The 14,696-nt window shown below is 66.9% G+C and carries 18 protein-coding genes; 14 read left to right on the forward strand and 4 right to left on the reverse strand.

Annotated features, from left to right (window positions below; genetic code table 11):
- Positions 1-6 precede the first annotated feature (6 nt).
- Together ftsY and FBY39_RS11795 are read left to right on the forward strand one after the other, a co-directional pair.
- The gene (ftsY, locus tag FBY39_RS11790) at positions 7-879 is read left to right on the forward strand and encodes a signal recognition particle-docking protein FtsY (RefSeq protein ID WP_141932473.1); all 873 of its coding nucleotides are present in this window, start codon (positions 7-9) and stop codon (positions 877-879) included.
- A gap of 58 nt (positions 880-937) precedes the next feature.
- Complete coding sequence (locus FBY39_RS11795) at positions 938-1,438, forward strand: DUF2004 domain-containing protein (RefSeq protein WP_141932474.1); 501 nt, start codon at positions 938-940, stop codon at positions 1,436-1,438.
- A 4-nt stretch (positions 1,439-1,442) separates the two neighbouring features.
- Here the strand turns inward: FBY39_RS11795 and lipA are convergent, their stop codons facing one another.
- Positions 1,443-2,471 carry a lipoyl synthase gene (lipA, locus tag FBY39_RS11800; protein ID WP_141932475.1) on the reverse strand — a complete coding sequence of 343 codons (1,029 nt, stop codon included), beginning with the start codon at positions 2,469-2,471 and terminating at the stop codon, positions 1,443-1,445.
- Positions 2,468-3,106, reverse strand: a complete 639-nt coding sequence (gene lipB, locus FBY39_RS11805; RefSeq protein ID WP_141932476.1) for a lipoyl(octanoyl) transferase LipB — start codon at positions 3,104-3,106, stop codon at positions 2,468-2,470. The genes lipA and lipB overlap by 4 nt, the downstream gene beginning before the upstream one ends.
- An 83-nt stretch (positions 3,107-3,189) precedes the next feature.
- On the opposite strand from lipB, the gene FBY39_RS11810 reads away from it, so the two are divergent.
- Complete coding sequence (locus FBY39_RS11810) at positions 3,190-4,200, forward strand: TetR family transcriptional regulator (protein ID WP_141932477.1); 1,011 nt, start codon at positions 3,190-3,192, stop codon at positions 4,198-4,200.
- 13 nt (positions 4,201-4,213) lie between these two features.
- A complete protein-coding gene (gene ffh / locus FBY39_RS11815; protein WP_141932478.1) occupies positions 4,214-5,770 on the forward strand; it encodes a signal recognition particle protein in 1,557 nt (518 codons plus the stop codon).
- A gap of 24 nt (positions 5,771-5,794) precedes the next feature.
- On the opposite strand, the gene FBY39_RS11820 is transcribed toward ffh, so the two are convergent.
- Positions 5,795-6,958, reverse strand: coding sequence for a glutamate--cysteine ligase (locus tag FBY39_RS11820; protein ID WP_141932479.1), 1,164 nt, complete (start codon positions 6,956-6,958; stop codon positions 5,795-5,797).
- Between the two features lie 191 nt (positions 6,959-7,149).
- Here FBY39_RS11820 and rpsP point away from each other — a divergent pair, with 191 nt between their 5' ends.
- From rpsP to pyk, 5 genes are all read left to right on the forward strand, one after another.
- Entirely contained in the window at positions 7,150-7,560 is a 411-nt protein-coding gene (gene rpsP / locus FBY39_RS11825; protein WP_141932480.1) for a 30S ribosomal protein S16, read from the forward strand.
- 4 nt (positions 7,561-7,564) lie between these two features.
- A complete protein-coding gene (locus tag FBY39_RS11830; RefSeq protein WP_141932481.1) occupies positions 7,565-7,795 on the forward strand; it encodes an RNA-binding protein in 231 nt (76 codons plus the stop codon).
- Positions 7,795-8,505, forward strand: coding sequence for a ribosome maturation factor RimM (gene rimM / locus FBY39_RS11835; RefSeq protein WP_141932482.1), 711 nt, complete (start codon positions 7,795-7,797; stop codon positions 8,503-8,505). Before FBY39_RS11830 ends, rimM begins: the two co-directional genes overlap by 1 nt.
- Before the next feature lie 10 nt (positions 8,506-8,515).
- Positions 8,516-9,202 carry a tRNA (guanosine(37)-N1)-methyltransferase TrmD gene (gene trmD, locus FBY39_RS11840; protein ID WP_141934152.1) on the forward strand — a complete coding sequence of 229 codons (687 nt, stop codon included), beginning with the start codon at positions 8,516-8,518 and terminating at the stop codon, positions 9,200-9,202.
- A gap of 106 nt (positions 9,203-9,308) precedes the next feature.
- The gene (pyk, locus tag FBY39_RS11845) at positions 9,309-10,739 is read left to right on the forward strand and encodes a pyruvate kinase (RefSeq protein ID WP_141932483.1); all 1,431 of its coding nucleotides are present in this window, start codon (positions 9,309-9,311) and stop codon (positions 10,737-10,739) included.
- A 6-nt stretch (positions 10,740-10,745) separates the two neighbouring features.
- On the opposite strand, the gene map is transcribed toward pyk, so the two are convergent.
- A complete protein-coding gene (gene map, locus FBY39_RS11850) occupies positions 10,746-11,528 on the reverse strand; it encodes a type I methionyl aminopeptidase (RefSeq protein WP_141932484.1) in 783 nt (260 codons plus the stop codon).
- Positions 11,529-11,652: 124 nt separating this feature from the next.
- Between map and FBY39_RS11855 the strand changes: the two genes are divergently transcribed.
- The 5 genes from FBY39_RS11855 (at position 11,653) to FBY39_RS11875 (ending at position 14,629) form a co-directional block, all read left to right on the forward strand.
- On the forward strand, positions 11,653-12,147 hold the full coding sequence (locus tag FBY39_RS11855) for an MFS transporter permease (RefSeq protein ID WP_141932485.1): 495 nt from the start codon (positions 11,653-11,655) through the stop codon (positions 12,145-12,147).
- Positions 12,148-12,329: 182 nt separating this feature from the next.
- Positions 12,330-12,677 (forward strand): 50S ribosomal protein L19, encoded by a 348-nt coding sequence (gene rplS, locus FBY39_RS11860; protein WP_141932486.1) that lies wholly within the window; start codon positions 12,330-12,332, stop codon positions 12,675-12,677.
- A gap of 169 nt (positions 12,678-12,846) precedes the next feature.
- Entirely contained in the window at positions 12,847-13,620 is a 774-nt protein-coding gene (gene lepB / locus FBY39_RS11865) for a signal peptidase I (RefSeq protein ID WP_141932487.1), read from the forward strand.
- Positions 13,617-14,276 carry a ribonuclease HII gene (locus tag FBY39_RS11870; protein WP_141932488.1) on the forward strand — a complete coding sequence of 220 codons (660 nt, stop codon included), beginning with the start codon at positions 13,617-13,619 and terminating at the stop codon, positions 14,274-14,276. Before lepB ends, FBY39_RS11870 begins: the two co-directional genes overlap by 4 nt.
- Positions 14,277-14,305: 29 nt before the next feature.
- A complete protein-coding gene (locus FBY39_RS11875; protein ID WP_141932489.1) occupies positions 14,306-14,629 on the forward strand; it encodes a DUF2469 family protein in 324 nt (107 codons plus the stop codon).
- The last annotated feature ends 67 nt before the right edge of the window (positions 14,630-14,696 follow it).

Consider the following 14,696-nt stretch of genomic DNA (forward strand, 5'->3'; position numbering starts at 1 on the left):
GTGAGGATGGCTGAGAGCTCATGGTCACTCGGGCGCGCACTGCGCGGCATGTTCGTCAAGCCCACGATCGACGAGAACACGTGGGACGACCTCGAGACGGCGCTGATCACGGCCGACTTCGGTCCCGACATCACGGAGCGCATCGTCGACGAGCTGCGCGACAAGGTGGAGCGCTACCGCACGACGGATCCTCGTGATCTCCAGCGGATGCTGAAGGAGACGCTCGAAGAGCACTTCGCGAAGTTCGACACGACGCTCAAGCTCACCGAGCGCCCCGCCGTCGTCCTCGTCGTCGGCGTCAACGGTGTCGGCAAGACCACGACGATCGGCAAGTTCGCGAAGTTCCTCCAGCGCTACGAACGCTCCGTCGTCGTGGGTGCCGCCGACACCTTCCGCGCAGCCGCCGTCGATCAGCTCGCAACGTGGGCCGAGCGTGGGGGAGCGGCGATCGTCCGCCCCCAGCAGGAGGGGCAGGATCCGGCATCCGTCGCCTTCCAGACCATCGACTACGCCAAGCGGACGGGAACGGAGATCGTCCTCGTCGATACAGCGGGGCGCCTGCATACGAAGGGCGGCCTGATGGACGAACTCACGAAGATCCGTCGCGTCATCGAGAAGCAGGCGCCGATCAGTGAAGTCCTCCTCGTGCTGGATGCCACGACGGGACAGAACGGCGTCATGCAGGCCCAGGCCTTCCTCGAGCACGCGGGTGTCACGGGGCTCGTGCTGACGAAGCTCGACGGCTCCGCCAAGGGCGGCTTCGTTCTGGCGGTGCAGGAGAAGACCGGCATCCCGGTCAAGCTCCTCGGTCAGGGTGAGGGCATCGGCGATTTGACCGGCTTCACGCCGCACGTCTTCGCTGCCGCGCTCGTCGACTGATCCGGCGGCGCGCCGTCCAGGACTTCCGCGGTACGCCCGCGGCTGGTTTCATGGGGATATGGCGATCGAGCACGACTACTTCGGACTCCTCGAGTCCGGCCCCGACGGGTCCATCTTCTGGTCCGAGAACGTCGAACTCGGTGATCAGAGCGTGACGATCGACCTCACGGCCCCCGATCAGGACGACGTCTCCGAGGCTGCGCTCGACATGGCGGCCGGGCTCATCAGCGCGCTCGAGACGATCGATCTTTCCGCGCGGAACGCGATGGTGAACGAACTCACCGATCGCACGAGCGAAGTGACGGAGTACGTCCTGCAGCAGCAGGAGGAGCTCGGCGAGGAGCTCGAGGATCTGCTCGTGGATATCTCTGGCGACGTCGCGATCGACATCATCCGCTCGCTCCAGTTCATGAGCATGACGATTCTCGCCGACGAGCACGGCGGCGCCGACCCGTTCGCGGTCTTGGAGTACGCGCTGGATCCCGATTCTGCCGACGAGGTCCTGCTCGTCAACCTCGACTCCGACGGGGATGTCCTGTCGGTGACGAGCGCGGACTGACGCCTCACACGGCCTGCGCGAAAGCCAACCCTTCCTGCGCGATGTCCGCCGCCAGATGGGACAGCTCTTCGGGGATGTCGCGACCCTTCGCGAGCATCGATTGCGCCCACAGCCGCCCCGCCCGGTAGGACGACCGGACAAGAGGCCCCGCAAGCACGCCCAGGAACCCGATCCGCTCCGCCTCCTGCTTGAACTCGACGAACTCGGCGGGCTTGACCCACCGCGCGACCGGCAGGTGACGCGGTGAGGGCCGAAGGTACTGCGTGATCGTGATGATGTCGGTTCCCGCGTCATGCAGGTCGTGCAGGGCGGCGACGACTTCCTCGGGCTCCTCACCCATCCCGAGAATCAGGTTGGACTTCGTGATGAGGCCCGCGTTCCGCGCGTGCGTCAGCACTCCGAGCGACCGGTCGTAGCGGAACGCCGGACGTATGCGTTTGAAGATCCGGGGCACCGTTTCGACGTTATGGGCGAAGACCTCGGGTCGGCTGTCGAAGACTTCGCCGAGGAGCGCGGGGTCGCCGTTGAAGTCGGTCGCGAGGATCTCGACTCCCGTGCCCGGATTGTCGGCGTGGATGCGGCGCACCGTCTCTGCGTGGAGCCACGCGCCGCCGTCGGCGAGATCGTCGCGCGCGACGCCCGTGACGGTCGCGTAGCGGAGCTGCATCCGCTGCACGCTCTCCGCGACCCGCCGCGGTTCGTCGGTGTCATAGTCGGCAGGCTTCCCCGTGTCGATCTGGCAGAAGTCGCAGCGCCGGGTGCACTGGCTCCCTCCGATGAGGAAGGTGGCTTCGCGGTCCTCCCAGCACTCGTAGATGTTGGGGCAGCCGGCCTCCTGGCAGACGGTGTGGAGACCTTCGTCCTTCACGAGGGAGTGGAGGGCCGTGTACTCGGGCCCCATCTTGGCGCGCGTCTTGATCCACTCGGGCTTCCGCTCGATAGGCGTCTGGGCGTTGCGCACCTCCAGTCGGAGGAGCTTGCGTCCTCCCGGAGCCGTCGATGGGGCGGATCCGGGCGTGCCACAGGCGCTCATGCGGGGACCGCCGAGTACTCGGCTTCGAAAACACGCGCGATCGTGTCCAGGACGTCCCGCGGCGTCACGACCTCGCCCACCACTTCGCTCACCGTCGTGACTCCCGCGTCGGTGATCCCGCACGGGACGATGTCGCGGAATCCCGCGAGTGTGTTGTCGCAGTTCACAGCGAACCCGTGCATAGTGACGCCCTTCTCCACACGCACGCCGATCGCGGCGACCTTGTCCTCGGTGAGTGGACGTCGCACCCACACGCCGCTGCGTCCGGCCACCTGATAGCCGTCGACGCCGTGTGCGCGGAGGGCATCGATGAGGAGCTGTTCGATGCGCCGCACATGGGCGACGACGTCGACCGGTTCTCGAAGTCGGACGATGGGATAGCCGACGAGCTGTCCGGGCCCGTGCCACGTGATCTTCCCGCCTCGATCCACATCGATGACGGGAGTCCCGTCCATCGGGCGCTCATGCGGCTCGGTGCGCTTCCCCGCTGTGTAGACGGCCTCGTGCTCGAGGAGCAGGAGAGTGTCATCGCGGATTCCCGACACGACATCGGCGTGGATGCGGCGCTGCAACTCCCAGCCGTCTCGATACGGCACGAAGTCGGGGTTCAGACCCTCGACGCGGATGTCCAGCATGACGACCCTCTCGGTGTATTGAAAGACGCAGTCCAACAATACCCGTCGTGACGAGATCGGTGCGCGCGCAATACCGTGGAGTCGTGACGAACGAACCGCGCGCCGGACGACCACGAGCTTCATCGCGCGAGACGCTTGCCGACGCGGCGTGCGAACTCTTCCTCGAGCGCGGGTTCGAGAACACGTCGATCGCCGACATCGCGTCTCGCGCCGGCGTGAGCCGTTCGAGCTTCTTCAACTACTTCGCGTCGAAGTCCGATGTGCTGTGGGCGGGGCTCGACGAGCGCCTCACCGCGTTCGAGAGAGACGTCCGCGAGACGTCCGCCAGCGAGCCGGTGTCGAGCGTCGAACGCGCTGTCGCGGAGCTCGCGACCGGCTTCACGCCGGATCCACTGGCGCTCGCGATCGTCAACGCGGCCGCGATGGGGCTCGTCGATGAACTCGCGCGTGAGGGCGCCGTCCGCCGCGCGCGCGTCGCGCGGGCCGTCGTCGACCGGCTGCAGAAAGACGGCGCAGATCGGTTGGCGGCCGAAGTCGCCGGTGCCGCGTGGGGAGGAGCGGTGCTGTCGGCGATCGAGGCGTGGGCGCTGGATGGTGCGGGCCGCACCTCGCTCCGTTCCTTCCTGCAGCGCGCGTCGACCATCGCGGCGCGCACGACGCCCGTCACGCCGCCGGGTGCCGTGAGGCAGTTGCGTCTCGTCGTCCACGCGCCCGAGTTCGACCGGACCCTCGCGTTCTACCGCGACGCGGTCGGGATGCCGCAAGTCGGCGCCTACGAAGCCGACGGCGGGGCGCGCGTCGCCATCCTGGAGGCGGGACGCGCGACGCTCGAGCTGGCGAACTTCGCTCAGATCTCCTTCATCGACCGTGTCGAGACCGATGGGGGGCAGAGCGATCGGCTTCGCGTCGCGCTCGAAGTCGACGACGCGAGGTCCACGGCGGCGCGACTCTCCGAGAGGGGCGCCGAGGTCGAAGCATCCGCTCGTCCTACACCCTGGGGATCGATCAACGCGCGGTTGCGCGGCCCGGCGGATCTGCAGCTCACGCTCTTCCAAGAGCTGGGGTCGGAGGACGGCGACGCGCCGGGCGCGTAAACTGATCGTCACCATGGCGACTTTCGGCACACTCTCCGACCGGCTCACCGATACGTTCCGCAATCTGCGGACCAAGGGCAAGCTCACACCCGCCGACGTCGACGGCACCGTCCGCGAGATCCGTCGGGCCCTCCTCGACGCCGACGTCGCTCTCCCCGTCGTCAAGGAGTTCACCGCCAAGGTCCGAGGGCGAGCGCTCGGCGATGAGGTCAATCGGGCGCTCAACCCCGCACAGCAGGTCGTCCAGATCGTCAACGAAGAGCTCGTCGCGATCCTCGGCGGACAGCAGCGCCGCCTCCAGTTCGCCAAGAACCCGCCGACCGTGATCATGCTCGCGGGCCTCCAGGGCTCGGGTAAGACGACCTTCGCGGGAAAGCTCGCGCGTCAGCTCGAGAAGGACGGGCACACGCCCCTCCTCATCGCCGCCGACCTCCAGCGTCCCAACGCGGTCAACCAGCTCCAGGTCGTGGCCGAGCGCGCGGGCGCGGCGATCTACGCTCCCGAGCCCGGCAACGGTGTGGGCGATCCCGTCCGCGTCGCGCGCGAGGGTGTCGAGGTCGCTCGCCGCCAGCAGCACGACGTCGTCATCATCGATACGGCGGGCCGTCTCGGTGTCGACGCGGAGCTGATGAAGCAGGCCTCTGACATCCGCAAGGTGACAGACCCCGACGAAGTGCTCTTCGTCATCGACGCCATGATCGGACAGGACGCCGTCAACACGGCGAAGGCGTTCCAGGACGGCGTCGACTTCACCGGTGTCGTCCTGTCGAAGCTCGACGGCGACGCGCGCGGTGGTGCCGCACTTTCGGTCGCCTCCGTCACAGGGCGCCCCATCATCTACGCGTCGACCGGTGAAGGACTCGACGACATCGAGGCCTTCCACCCCGACCGGATGGCTTCGCGCATCCTCGACCTCGGTGACATTCTCACCCTCATCGAGCAGGCGCAGGAGGCCTTCGACGAGGCCGAAGCCATGAAGATGGCCGAGAAGCTCGCCACCGAGACCTTCACCCTCGAAGACTTCCTCGAGCAGATGCAGCAGCTCAAGAAGATGGGCTCGATGAAGAAGATGCTCGGGATGCTGCCGGGCATGGGCCAGATGAAGCAGCAGCTCGACGACTTCGACGAGAGCGAGATCGGTCGCACCGAGGCGATCATCCGGTCTATGACGCCCGTCGAGCGCCGGAACCCCAAGGTTCTCAACGGATCGCGGCGCCTGCGTATCGCACGGGGATCGGGTGTCACGGTCACCGAGGTCAATCAGCTCGTCCAGCGCTTCGATCAGGCTGCGAAGATGATGAAGACCGTCGCGCGTGGCGGCACCCCCAACATCCCGGGCATGGGGCCCATCCCGGGGTCGCGTCCCGGAGCGTCGGCGAAGCGCGGCAAGCAGCCGAAGGCGAAGGGCTCGCGTTCGGGCAATCCCGCCAAGCGTGCGGCCGAGAACGCCGGCATCGCGGCTCAGGCTTCTTCCACGCCGACAGGATCGGGCTTCGGACTCGGCGGCGCGAAGGGCGCGCCGAGCGAAGCAGATCTCGCCGAGCTGCAGAAGATGCTCGGCCGGGGCTGAGTGCTTTCCGCGGCCGAGGCCGCGTCAGGTCGCGAGGTTGGCCAAGTGCTCGCGTAGCGTGGGCCCTGCCCGGAACTCGCGGATGAGGTGCTGGACGACGTCGCGGAGGTCGCCGTCCGCGGCATCCGCCACGAGCATCTGCCGTGTGGACGAAGATCCCTGCGTGAGGATCGCGTCGAGACCCGCGAACTCCCGAGCGCACTTCAGTTCGGCGGCGACGTCGGCCAGACGGTCGACCGTCTCCCGCAGATGGTCGGTCACGAGCCGCTGGGTTCCGTCGGCGTCGACGATGAGGCGGGCCTCGAGCCCGTACCGCGCGGCGCGCCACTTGTTCTCGCGCACGAACCAGGGTTGCAGCGTGGGGAGCGTGCGGCCTTCGTCGAGTTCGCGGGAGAAGTGCTCGACGAGCACCTGCACGAGCGCTGCCAGGGCGGCGAGTTCGGGAAGCGTCGACATGCCGTCGCAGGCCCGCACCTCGATCGTCCCCCACCTGGGCGCCGGGCGGATGTCCCAGCGCACCTCTGAGGAGTCCTCGATCACACCGGTGCGCGCCATGTCTTCGAGATAGTCCTCGAACTCGCTCCAATCGGTGAGCGGCCAGGGGAGACCGGCTGTCGGGAGCTGCTGGAACACGAGGCTCCGGTTCGACGCGTATCCGGTCCGCTCGCCCGCCCAGAACGGGCTGGACGACGAGATCGCCTGCATATGCGGCAGATACGTCGCGAGCGCGTTGATGATGGGGAAGACCTTGTTGACGTCTTCCACGCCTACGTGCACATGAATGCCCCAGATCATCATGTTCCGCCCCCACCACTGGGTGCGTTCGATGAGCTTGTGGTAGCGCGTCTTATCCGTGACCTCTTGGTCGTACCACTGGGCGAAGGGGTGACTTCCCGCGCACATGAGCTCGACGCCGAGCGGATCGCTCACGGAGCGCACGGCGCTGATGGCGTCGGCGATATCGTCGATCGCGGCGGCGACCGTGTCGCCGATGCCGCTTGTCACCTCGACGGTGTTCGTCAGCAGCTCGCTCGTGACGGTATGGCGCTCATGCTCCAAGCGGTCGGCGAGGGCGTCGATGATCTCGGGCGCTCGCCCGACGAGTTCGCCGCTCTCGGGATCCACCAGCATCAATTCCCACTCGACACCGACCGACGAGCGGGCAGAAGTGGCGAAGGCCTCCGTCATCCGGCAAGTCTCGCACGCGACCCGGCGCGATTCACGGTTTCGCGACAGGCCGTGTCATCTGGCAGAATAGAGGGTCGGATGCCGGTGCTCGACCCTCTAATCCAGCACCTCGTCCATTCCAGAGCTTCCGCCGGGTGTGCACCCCACGCTCCAGGCGACGTTCATTCACTTCCACTCGTTTCAGGAGAATCGTGGCTGTAAAGATCCGTCTCAAGCGTCTCGGCAAGATCCGTGCGCCGTACTACCGCATCGTCGTGGCCGACTCGCGTACCAAGCGCGATGGTCGTGTCATCGAAGAGATCGGAAAGTACCACCCCACCGAGGAGCCCTCGTTCATCGAGGTCGACTCCGACCGTGCGCAGTACTGGCTCGGAGTCGGCGCTCAGCCGACCGAGCAGGTGCGTGCCCTGCTCAAGCTCACGGGCGACTGGGGTCGGTTCCAGGGCGACGAGAACGCCGTCTCGACGGTGAAGACCGCTCCCGAGAAGGTCCCGTTCGAGGTCGACTCGTCGAAGAAGTCTGTCGTCCAGCCCAAGGCCGAGAAGAAGGCCGACGAGCCCGCTGAAGCCAGCGAGCCCGCCGCCGAGACCGACGCAGAGTAAGCCGTTGCTCGCCGCCGCGCTCGAACACGTCGTCAAGGGGATCGTCGATCACCCTGCCGACGTCCGCATCCAGTCGTCCACGTCACCGCGCGGTGACGTCCTCGAGGTGCATGTGCACCCCGACGACCGGGGTCGCGTCATCGGGCGCGGCGGCCGCACGGCCAAAGCACTTCGCACGCTGATCTCAGCCCTCGCCGACGGGCGCCGCGTCCGCGTCGACGTCGCCGACGACTGATGGCCGCCGTCGAATCGGTGGGCGGCGATGGCCGTGCACCTCGTCCCTCCGCGCCCACAGGACGCGCGCAGCTGCGCGTCGGGCGCCTCGTCAAGGCGCACGGCCTCAAGGGCGCCTTCAAGCTCGAGCTCTATACCGACGATCCCGACGGCCGCTTCGTGCCGGGCGCGACGTTCACGCTGCAGGTTCCCGACTCTTCGCCGTGGCACGGCAAGTCGTTGACCGTCCGTGAATTCCGGTGGATGAACAGCCACGCCGTCGTCTTCTTCGAGGGCGTCGACGATCGCAGCGCCGCTGAGGAGCTTCTGCGCGCCATTCTCTGGATCGACGAGGACGCCGCAGCCGCCCCCGACGAAGAAGACGCGTGGTACGACCACCAGCTCGTGGGACTCGACGTCGTGCGCGATGACGTCGTCGTCGGTCGTGTCGTCCGTGTCGACCACTTGCCTTCGCAAGATCTCCTCGTCGTCCGAGCCGAGGATGAGCGCGAGACGCTCGTTCCGTTCGTGAAGGCCATCGTGCCCGAAGTCGATGTACGCGCGGGACGAGTGCTCGTCACCCCGCCCGCCGGGCTGTTCGAAGACCTGCCGGCCGAGGACGACATGCCCGATGCCGAGTCCACCGCAGACCTCGACGGGGAGTCGGAGGCCGTCGACGACGAGACCGATGCATCAGCCTCGTCGGATGTCCGCGAGCACCAGTCCCGCTAGGACCGACACGATGCGCATCAACGTCGTCACGATCTTCCCGTCGTTCTTCGACGTCCTCGAGGTGTCTCTGCTCGGCAAGGCCCGCGGTCGGGGTCTGCTCGACGTGCGGGTTCATGATCTTCGCGACCACGCCCACGACAGGCATCGCACGGTGGACGACACTCCGTACGGGGGCGGGGCCGGAATGGTCATGACTCCTGAGCCGTGGGGGCTCGCACTCGATGCGATCGCCGCGGATGCCGACAGCAGACCCGTCTTCGTCTTCCCGTCGCCTGCGGGGGAGCGATTCACACAGTCGACGGCGCGCGAACTGGCCGATTCTCCGCACCTCGTGTTCGGATGCGGAAGGTACGAGGGCATCGACGAGCGCGTCTTCTCCTACGCCGCGACGCTGGGGGAGGTGCGCCTCATCAGCCTCGGTGACTACGTGCTCAACGGCGGCGAGGTGGCCGCCATGGCAATGATCGAGGCGATCGGAAGGCTCGTTCCGGGCGTCGTGGGCAACCCCGAGAGTCTCGTCGAGGAGTCTCACGAGGACGGATTGCTCGAGTATCCGTCGTATACGAAGCCCGCTTCCTGGCGCGGCTACGACGTGCCGGATGTGCTTCTCAGCGGACACCACGGCAAGGTCGCCGAGTGGCGGCACGAGCAGCAGCTCGAGCGGACGAAACAGCGTCGACCGGATCTCCTCGACTGACGATCGCGCGTCGATGGCGCGGATCCGTCACGACATCGTCACGTCAGTGACATCGGTAGCCGTCCGTCATGGGCCAGAGTGGGACCACACCCTCGAGGAGGTCCGCATGCGCCGCGCCAAGATCGTCGCCACCCTGGGCCCGGCGACGCAGGACTACGACGTCGTCGAGGCTCTCGTCAGAGCGGGTCTCGACGTCGCACGGCTGAACCGCAGCCACGGCGATGACGACGCGCACGATCTGTTGTTCTCGCACGTCCGCCGCGCAAGCGACTCGACGGGTCGGGCGGTCGGCATACTCGTGGATCTTCAGGGGCCGAAGATCCGGCTTGCCCGGTTCGCCGATGGACCGCACACGCTCGAAGCGGGAGACGAGTTCACGATCACGACCGAGGACGTCGTCGGGACCAAGGAGATCGTCGGGACGACGTATCCACATCTCGCCGCCGATGTCGCGCCGGGCGACACGATCCTGGTCAATGACGGAAAGGTGCGCCTCCGCGTGCGGGCGACCGATGGGGTGCGCGTCGTCACCGAGGTCGTCGTCGGCGGCGAAGTCTCCGACAACAAGGGGATGAATCTCCCCGGAGTCGCTGTGACGACGCCGGCGATGAGCCCGAAGGACGAGGAGGATCTCCGGTGGGCGCTCCGCCGCGGCGCGGACATGGTCGCTCTTTCCTTCGTGCGCAGTCCGCGCGACGTGCACCGGGCGCGCGTCATCATGGCCGAAGAGGGAAGAGATCTTCCACTCATCGCGAAGATCGAGAAGCCCGAGGCCGTGACGCATCTGCAGGAGATCATCGATGCGTTCGACGGCGTCATGGTCGCGCGCGGAGATCTCGGCGTCGAGCTGCCGCTCGAGAGCGTCCCCGTCGTTCAGAAGCGAGCGATCGAGTTGGCGCGCCGATGGGCGAAGCCGGTCATCGTCGCGACGCAGATGCTCGAGTCGATGATCGAGAATCCCGTGCCCACTCGGGCCGAGACGTCCGATGTCGCGAACGCGGTTCTTGACGGTGCGGATGCCGTCATGCTCTCCGGCGAGACGAGCGTCGGCGCGCACCCCGTCGCGGTCGTCGAAACGATGGCGCGGATCATCGAGTCGACCGAGCGCCAGGGGCTCGACCGCATCCCGGAGCTCGGGACGAGGCCTCGTACGCAGGGGGGTGCCCTGACCCTCGCCGCGGCGAGCATCGCGGAATTCGTCGACGCTTCTTACGTCTGCGTCTTCAGCCAGTCCGGGGATTCCGCTCGTCGGATGTCACGGCTGCGGCATCCGGTTCCCATCGTGTCTTTCACGGATCTCCCCGGTGCGCGTGCGCGCAACACCGTCATCTGGGGGGTGCAGACGTACCTCGTGCCGCGCGGAGAGTCGACCGACGAGCTGATCGAGATCATCGACGACGTCCTGTTGCGTGAAGGACTCGCGAAAGTGGGTGATCGCGTCGTGATGACGGCGGGCGCTCCTCCCGGCCGTGCGGGGACGACGAACAACGTGCGCGTCCACGTCGTCGGCTCGGGCGCCTCGGAGACGCTTCCGTAGACCGCGTCAGTGGACCCCGAGGAAGGACCGATCCGTCAGGACGATCGGGCCGTCGGCCGTGATGGCGATCGTGTGCTCCGAGTGGGCACCGCGCGAGCCGTCGACCGAGCGCAGCGTCCATCCGTCAGGATCGGTCACGAGTTCGTCGGTGGTCTGCAGAAACCACGGCTCGAGCGCGAGCACGAGCCCCGCGCGCAGCGGGTAGCCGCGGTGGGCCTTGCCGTCATTGGGGACATGGGGATCGCCGTGCATCTCGCGTCCGACACCGTGTCCGCCGAAGTCCGTGTTGATCCGGTAGCCGTCGGCGTGTGCGACGCCGGCGATCGCGTGGGAGATGTCGCCGATGCGGTTTCCGACCGTTGCTGCGGCGATCGCGGCATCGAGAGCGCGCTCCGTCGTGTCGATGAGAGCGAGGTCCTCATCCCGCGGGGTACCCACGATGAAGGACACCGCCGAATCGGCGACCCAGCCGTCGACCGAGACGGCGAAGTCGAGTGTGACGAGGTCGCCATCCCGCAGGGAGTAGTCGAAGGGGAGTCCGTGGAGAACGGCGTCGTTGATCGACGTGCAGATGACCTTGCCGAAAGGGCTGGCCCCGAACGACGGGTGGTAGTCGATGTAGCAGCTCTCTGCGCCGGCACGGCGGATGAGGTCGTGCGCGCGCCGATCGATCGCCAAGAGGTTGGTGCCGACCGTGGTCTCGTCGCGCAAGGTCGCGAGAGTCTCCGCGACGAAGCGGCCCGCGGGCCTCATGGCGTCGATCTCGGCGGGAGTGCGCAGCTCGATCATGGTGGTTCCTCTCTGACAGCTCTCCATTCTCTCCGACCCGGGCGGTTCCGGGCGACCTGGGAGGATGCCGCGGGTGCCCGCGCACGCCGTGCCGACCCGTTCCGGCAGGCGTAACATCTGACACATGGTGGTCCGGCGATTGTTCTTCTGGTGGCTGATCCCGGCCGCCTTCGTTCTCCCCCTGTGGATGCTGGTCGGCTGGATCGTCACCGGTGCCGGAGGCTGGGCGCTCCTGTGGGTCTTCTTCGCGATTCCCGGCATCTTCGTGTGGCAGGTGATTCTCACACTCCTCGTGCGCGCCCGAGGCACCGTTCGTGCCGAACGCGCCGTGTCCTGGTGGGATGTGGGAGCCTTCGCGATCTGGCACGCACTCGTCATCGCCCTGGGATTCTTCAACCCGACGTGGTGGGCCCCGTTGTTCGTCGCAGCCATGGCTGTCGGCGTCGGACTGCTGTGGCTGGAGTTCTGGCAGCTGTGGAGTGAGGCACGGCCCTCGCGATTCGTCCTCCGTACGACAGAAGGCCTCGGGTACATCCCGGCTCCGGCGCCGGAGCCAGCTCGGAGCACACCGGATGACATCATCGTCATCACGGAAAGTCGGGAGCGGTCCGCGCCGTAGCCCTCCCATCCGTTCTGGTTTTGCGAGCCCGCGCCGGCATGGCAGAATAGATCTTTGTGCCCTGACCCGGCTCTGCCTCAGGGGAGTCCGCTCGCCGCGATCCGTCCGGTGACATCGGGTGCACCACTTCCATTTCACTTCTTCCCGCGGTCGACCTGTGGCGGTCGCAGAGAGAGACGATCATGCAGATCCTCGACTCCGTCGACGCAGCATCGCTGCGTTCCGACATCCCCGTCTTCGCCCCCGGCGACACTGTCAAGGTGCACGTCAACATCACGGAGGGCAACCGCTCGCGTATCCAGGTCTTCCAGGGCGTCGTGATCGGTCGCTCCGGTGATGGCGTGCGCGAGACCTTCACGGTCCGCAAGATCAGCTTCCAGGTCGGCGTGGAGCGTACGTTCCCCGTCCACAGCCCCGTCATCGACCACATCGAGGTCGTGACGCGTGGTGACGTCCGCCGCGCCAAGCTCTACTACCTGCGCAACCTTCGCGGCAAGAAGGCCAAGATCAAGGAGAAGCGCGACAACTGACGCGCTTTCGAGAATGCCCCGGACTGAGGTCCGGGGCATTCGTGCGTGCAGGGTCGTTCCGACCCGCCGCGTGAACCACACCGTCGTGCCCGTCGTCCGAGCTTCCATGTGCGAACCTTGGGGGGTGGGATCACCGATGGACGGTGGATCCCGTCTCCGAAGGAAACCCATGACCACGCAGCAGTCGGCGGCCCCTGAGCCGGCGCCCACCTCGACCCTGATGGCAGAGACGCCGAGCAGGAGTCGGGGATGGCTCATCTTCCTGCGCGACGTCGTCGTGATCGTGCTCATCGCGGTCTTGGTGTCGTTCCTCGTCAAGACGTTCGTGATCCGGTCGTTCTACATCCCCTCGGGGTCGATGGAGGACACGCTCATGGTGGATGATCGCATCTTCGTCGACGAGCTGACACCGCGATTCGGGGCGTACGAGCGGGGCGACATCGTCGTCTTCCGTGACCCGGGCGGGTGGCTTCCGCCATCGAACCGGCCGGAGCGAGCGCCCGTCGTCGAGGCGGTCGACTGGGTGCTCTCTCTCGTGGGCCTGACGGCTCCCGACAGTGACGACCACCTCGTCAAGCGCATCATCGGGTTGCCGGGAGACCACGTCGTGTGCTGCAACGACCTCGGCCAGATCACGGTGAACGGCGTCGCGATCGACGAGACGTCGTACACGAAGCTCCCCGGGGGCAGCCCGGCGTCCGCCGACGCATTCGACGTGACGGTACCCGAGGGAAGCCTCTGGGTGCTCGGGGACAATCGGAATCGTTCGAAGGATTCCCGCTACAACACCGATCAGCCCGGACGTGGATTCGTCCCCGTCGACAACGTCGTCGGGCGTGCGTTCGTCGTCACTTGGCCCTTCGACCGTTGGGGACTCCTCGACTTCCACCACGAGGTCTTCGCCGGTGTGCCCGACCCCGAAGCGGAGAGCGCCGGCCCGTGACGGTGGCGGATCCCCGGCTCACCCTGGAGCGCCGGCTTCTGAAGGATCACTCCCTCGTCATCGCGTGCGACGAGGTCGGACGGGGCGCCTTGGCGGGCCCCGTCGCCGTCGGGGCGGCCGTCATCGATGCTCAGCGATCCCGGAAGCGGATACCGCAGGGACTCCGCGATTCGAAGCTCGTGCCCGAAGCGCGGCGTGCCGATGTCGCCGCGCGCGCGGCATCGTGGGTCTCAGCGAGCGCCGTCGGATGGGCGAGTTCAGCCGAGATCGACGAGATCGGCATCATGCGCGCGTTGGGGCTTGCGACGATCCGCGCTCTCGCGGATCTCCGTGCCCACGGCATCGTGACCGAGGACGCCATCGTGATCCTCGACGGCAACTACGACTACATCACGGCGGCCGGAGCGGAGGGACTCCGTGTGCGCCCTGTCGTCAAGGCCGACCGCGACTGTGCGAGCGCCGCCGCGGCATCCGTCATCGCCAAGGTCGCGCGCGACGACCTCATGACGCGCCTGCATGCCGAAGAGCCCGTGTACGCGTGGGAACGGAACAAGGGATACGCGAGCGCGACGCATCGCGACGCGATCCGCTCCCATGGACTCAGCACGCACCACCGGGCGTCCTGGGCCATCGCCGACGCCCCGACCCTCTTCTGACGACGTGGGCGATCTAGGATGGATGAACCATGGATGACGACGTCTTCGAGGACTATGACCGCGAGCTCGAGCTGGCGCTGTACAAGGAGTACCGCGATGTCGTGTCGCAGTTCCAGTATGTGATCGAGACCGAGCGGAGGTTCTATCTCGCGAACGAGGTGAACGTCGTCCGGCGCGACACGGAGCACGATTTCTACTTCGAGATCTCGATGACGGACGTCTGGGTATGGGACATCTACCGCGCCGATCGCTTCGTGAAGAGCGTTCGCGTGCTCACGTTCAAGGACGTCAACGTCGAGGAACTGTCACGGCGCGACTTCCACCTCCCCGAGGAACTCTCACTCGACTCTTGATGTCGTCTTCTCCTCCCCAGCGGGGCCTCACCGCCGTGTCCTCCACGGATGTCGAGAAGCTGCCGCA

Origin of the sequence: Microbacterium sp. SLBN-146 (assembly GCF_006715145.1) — a bacterium.
GTDB lineage: Bacteria > Actinomycetota > Actinomycetes > Actinomycetales > Microbacteriaceae > Microbacterium.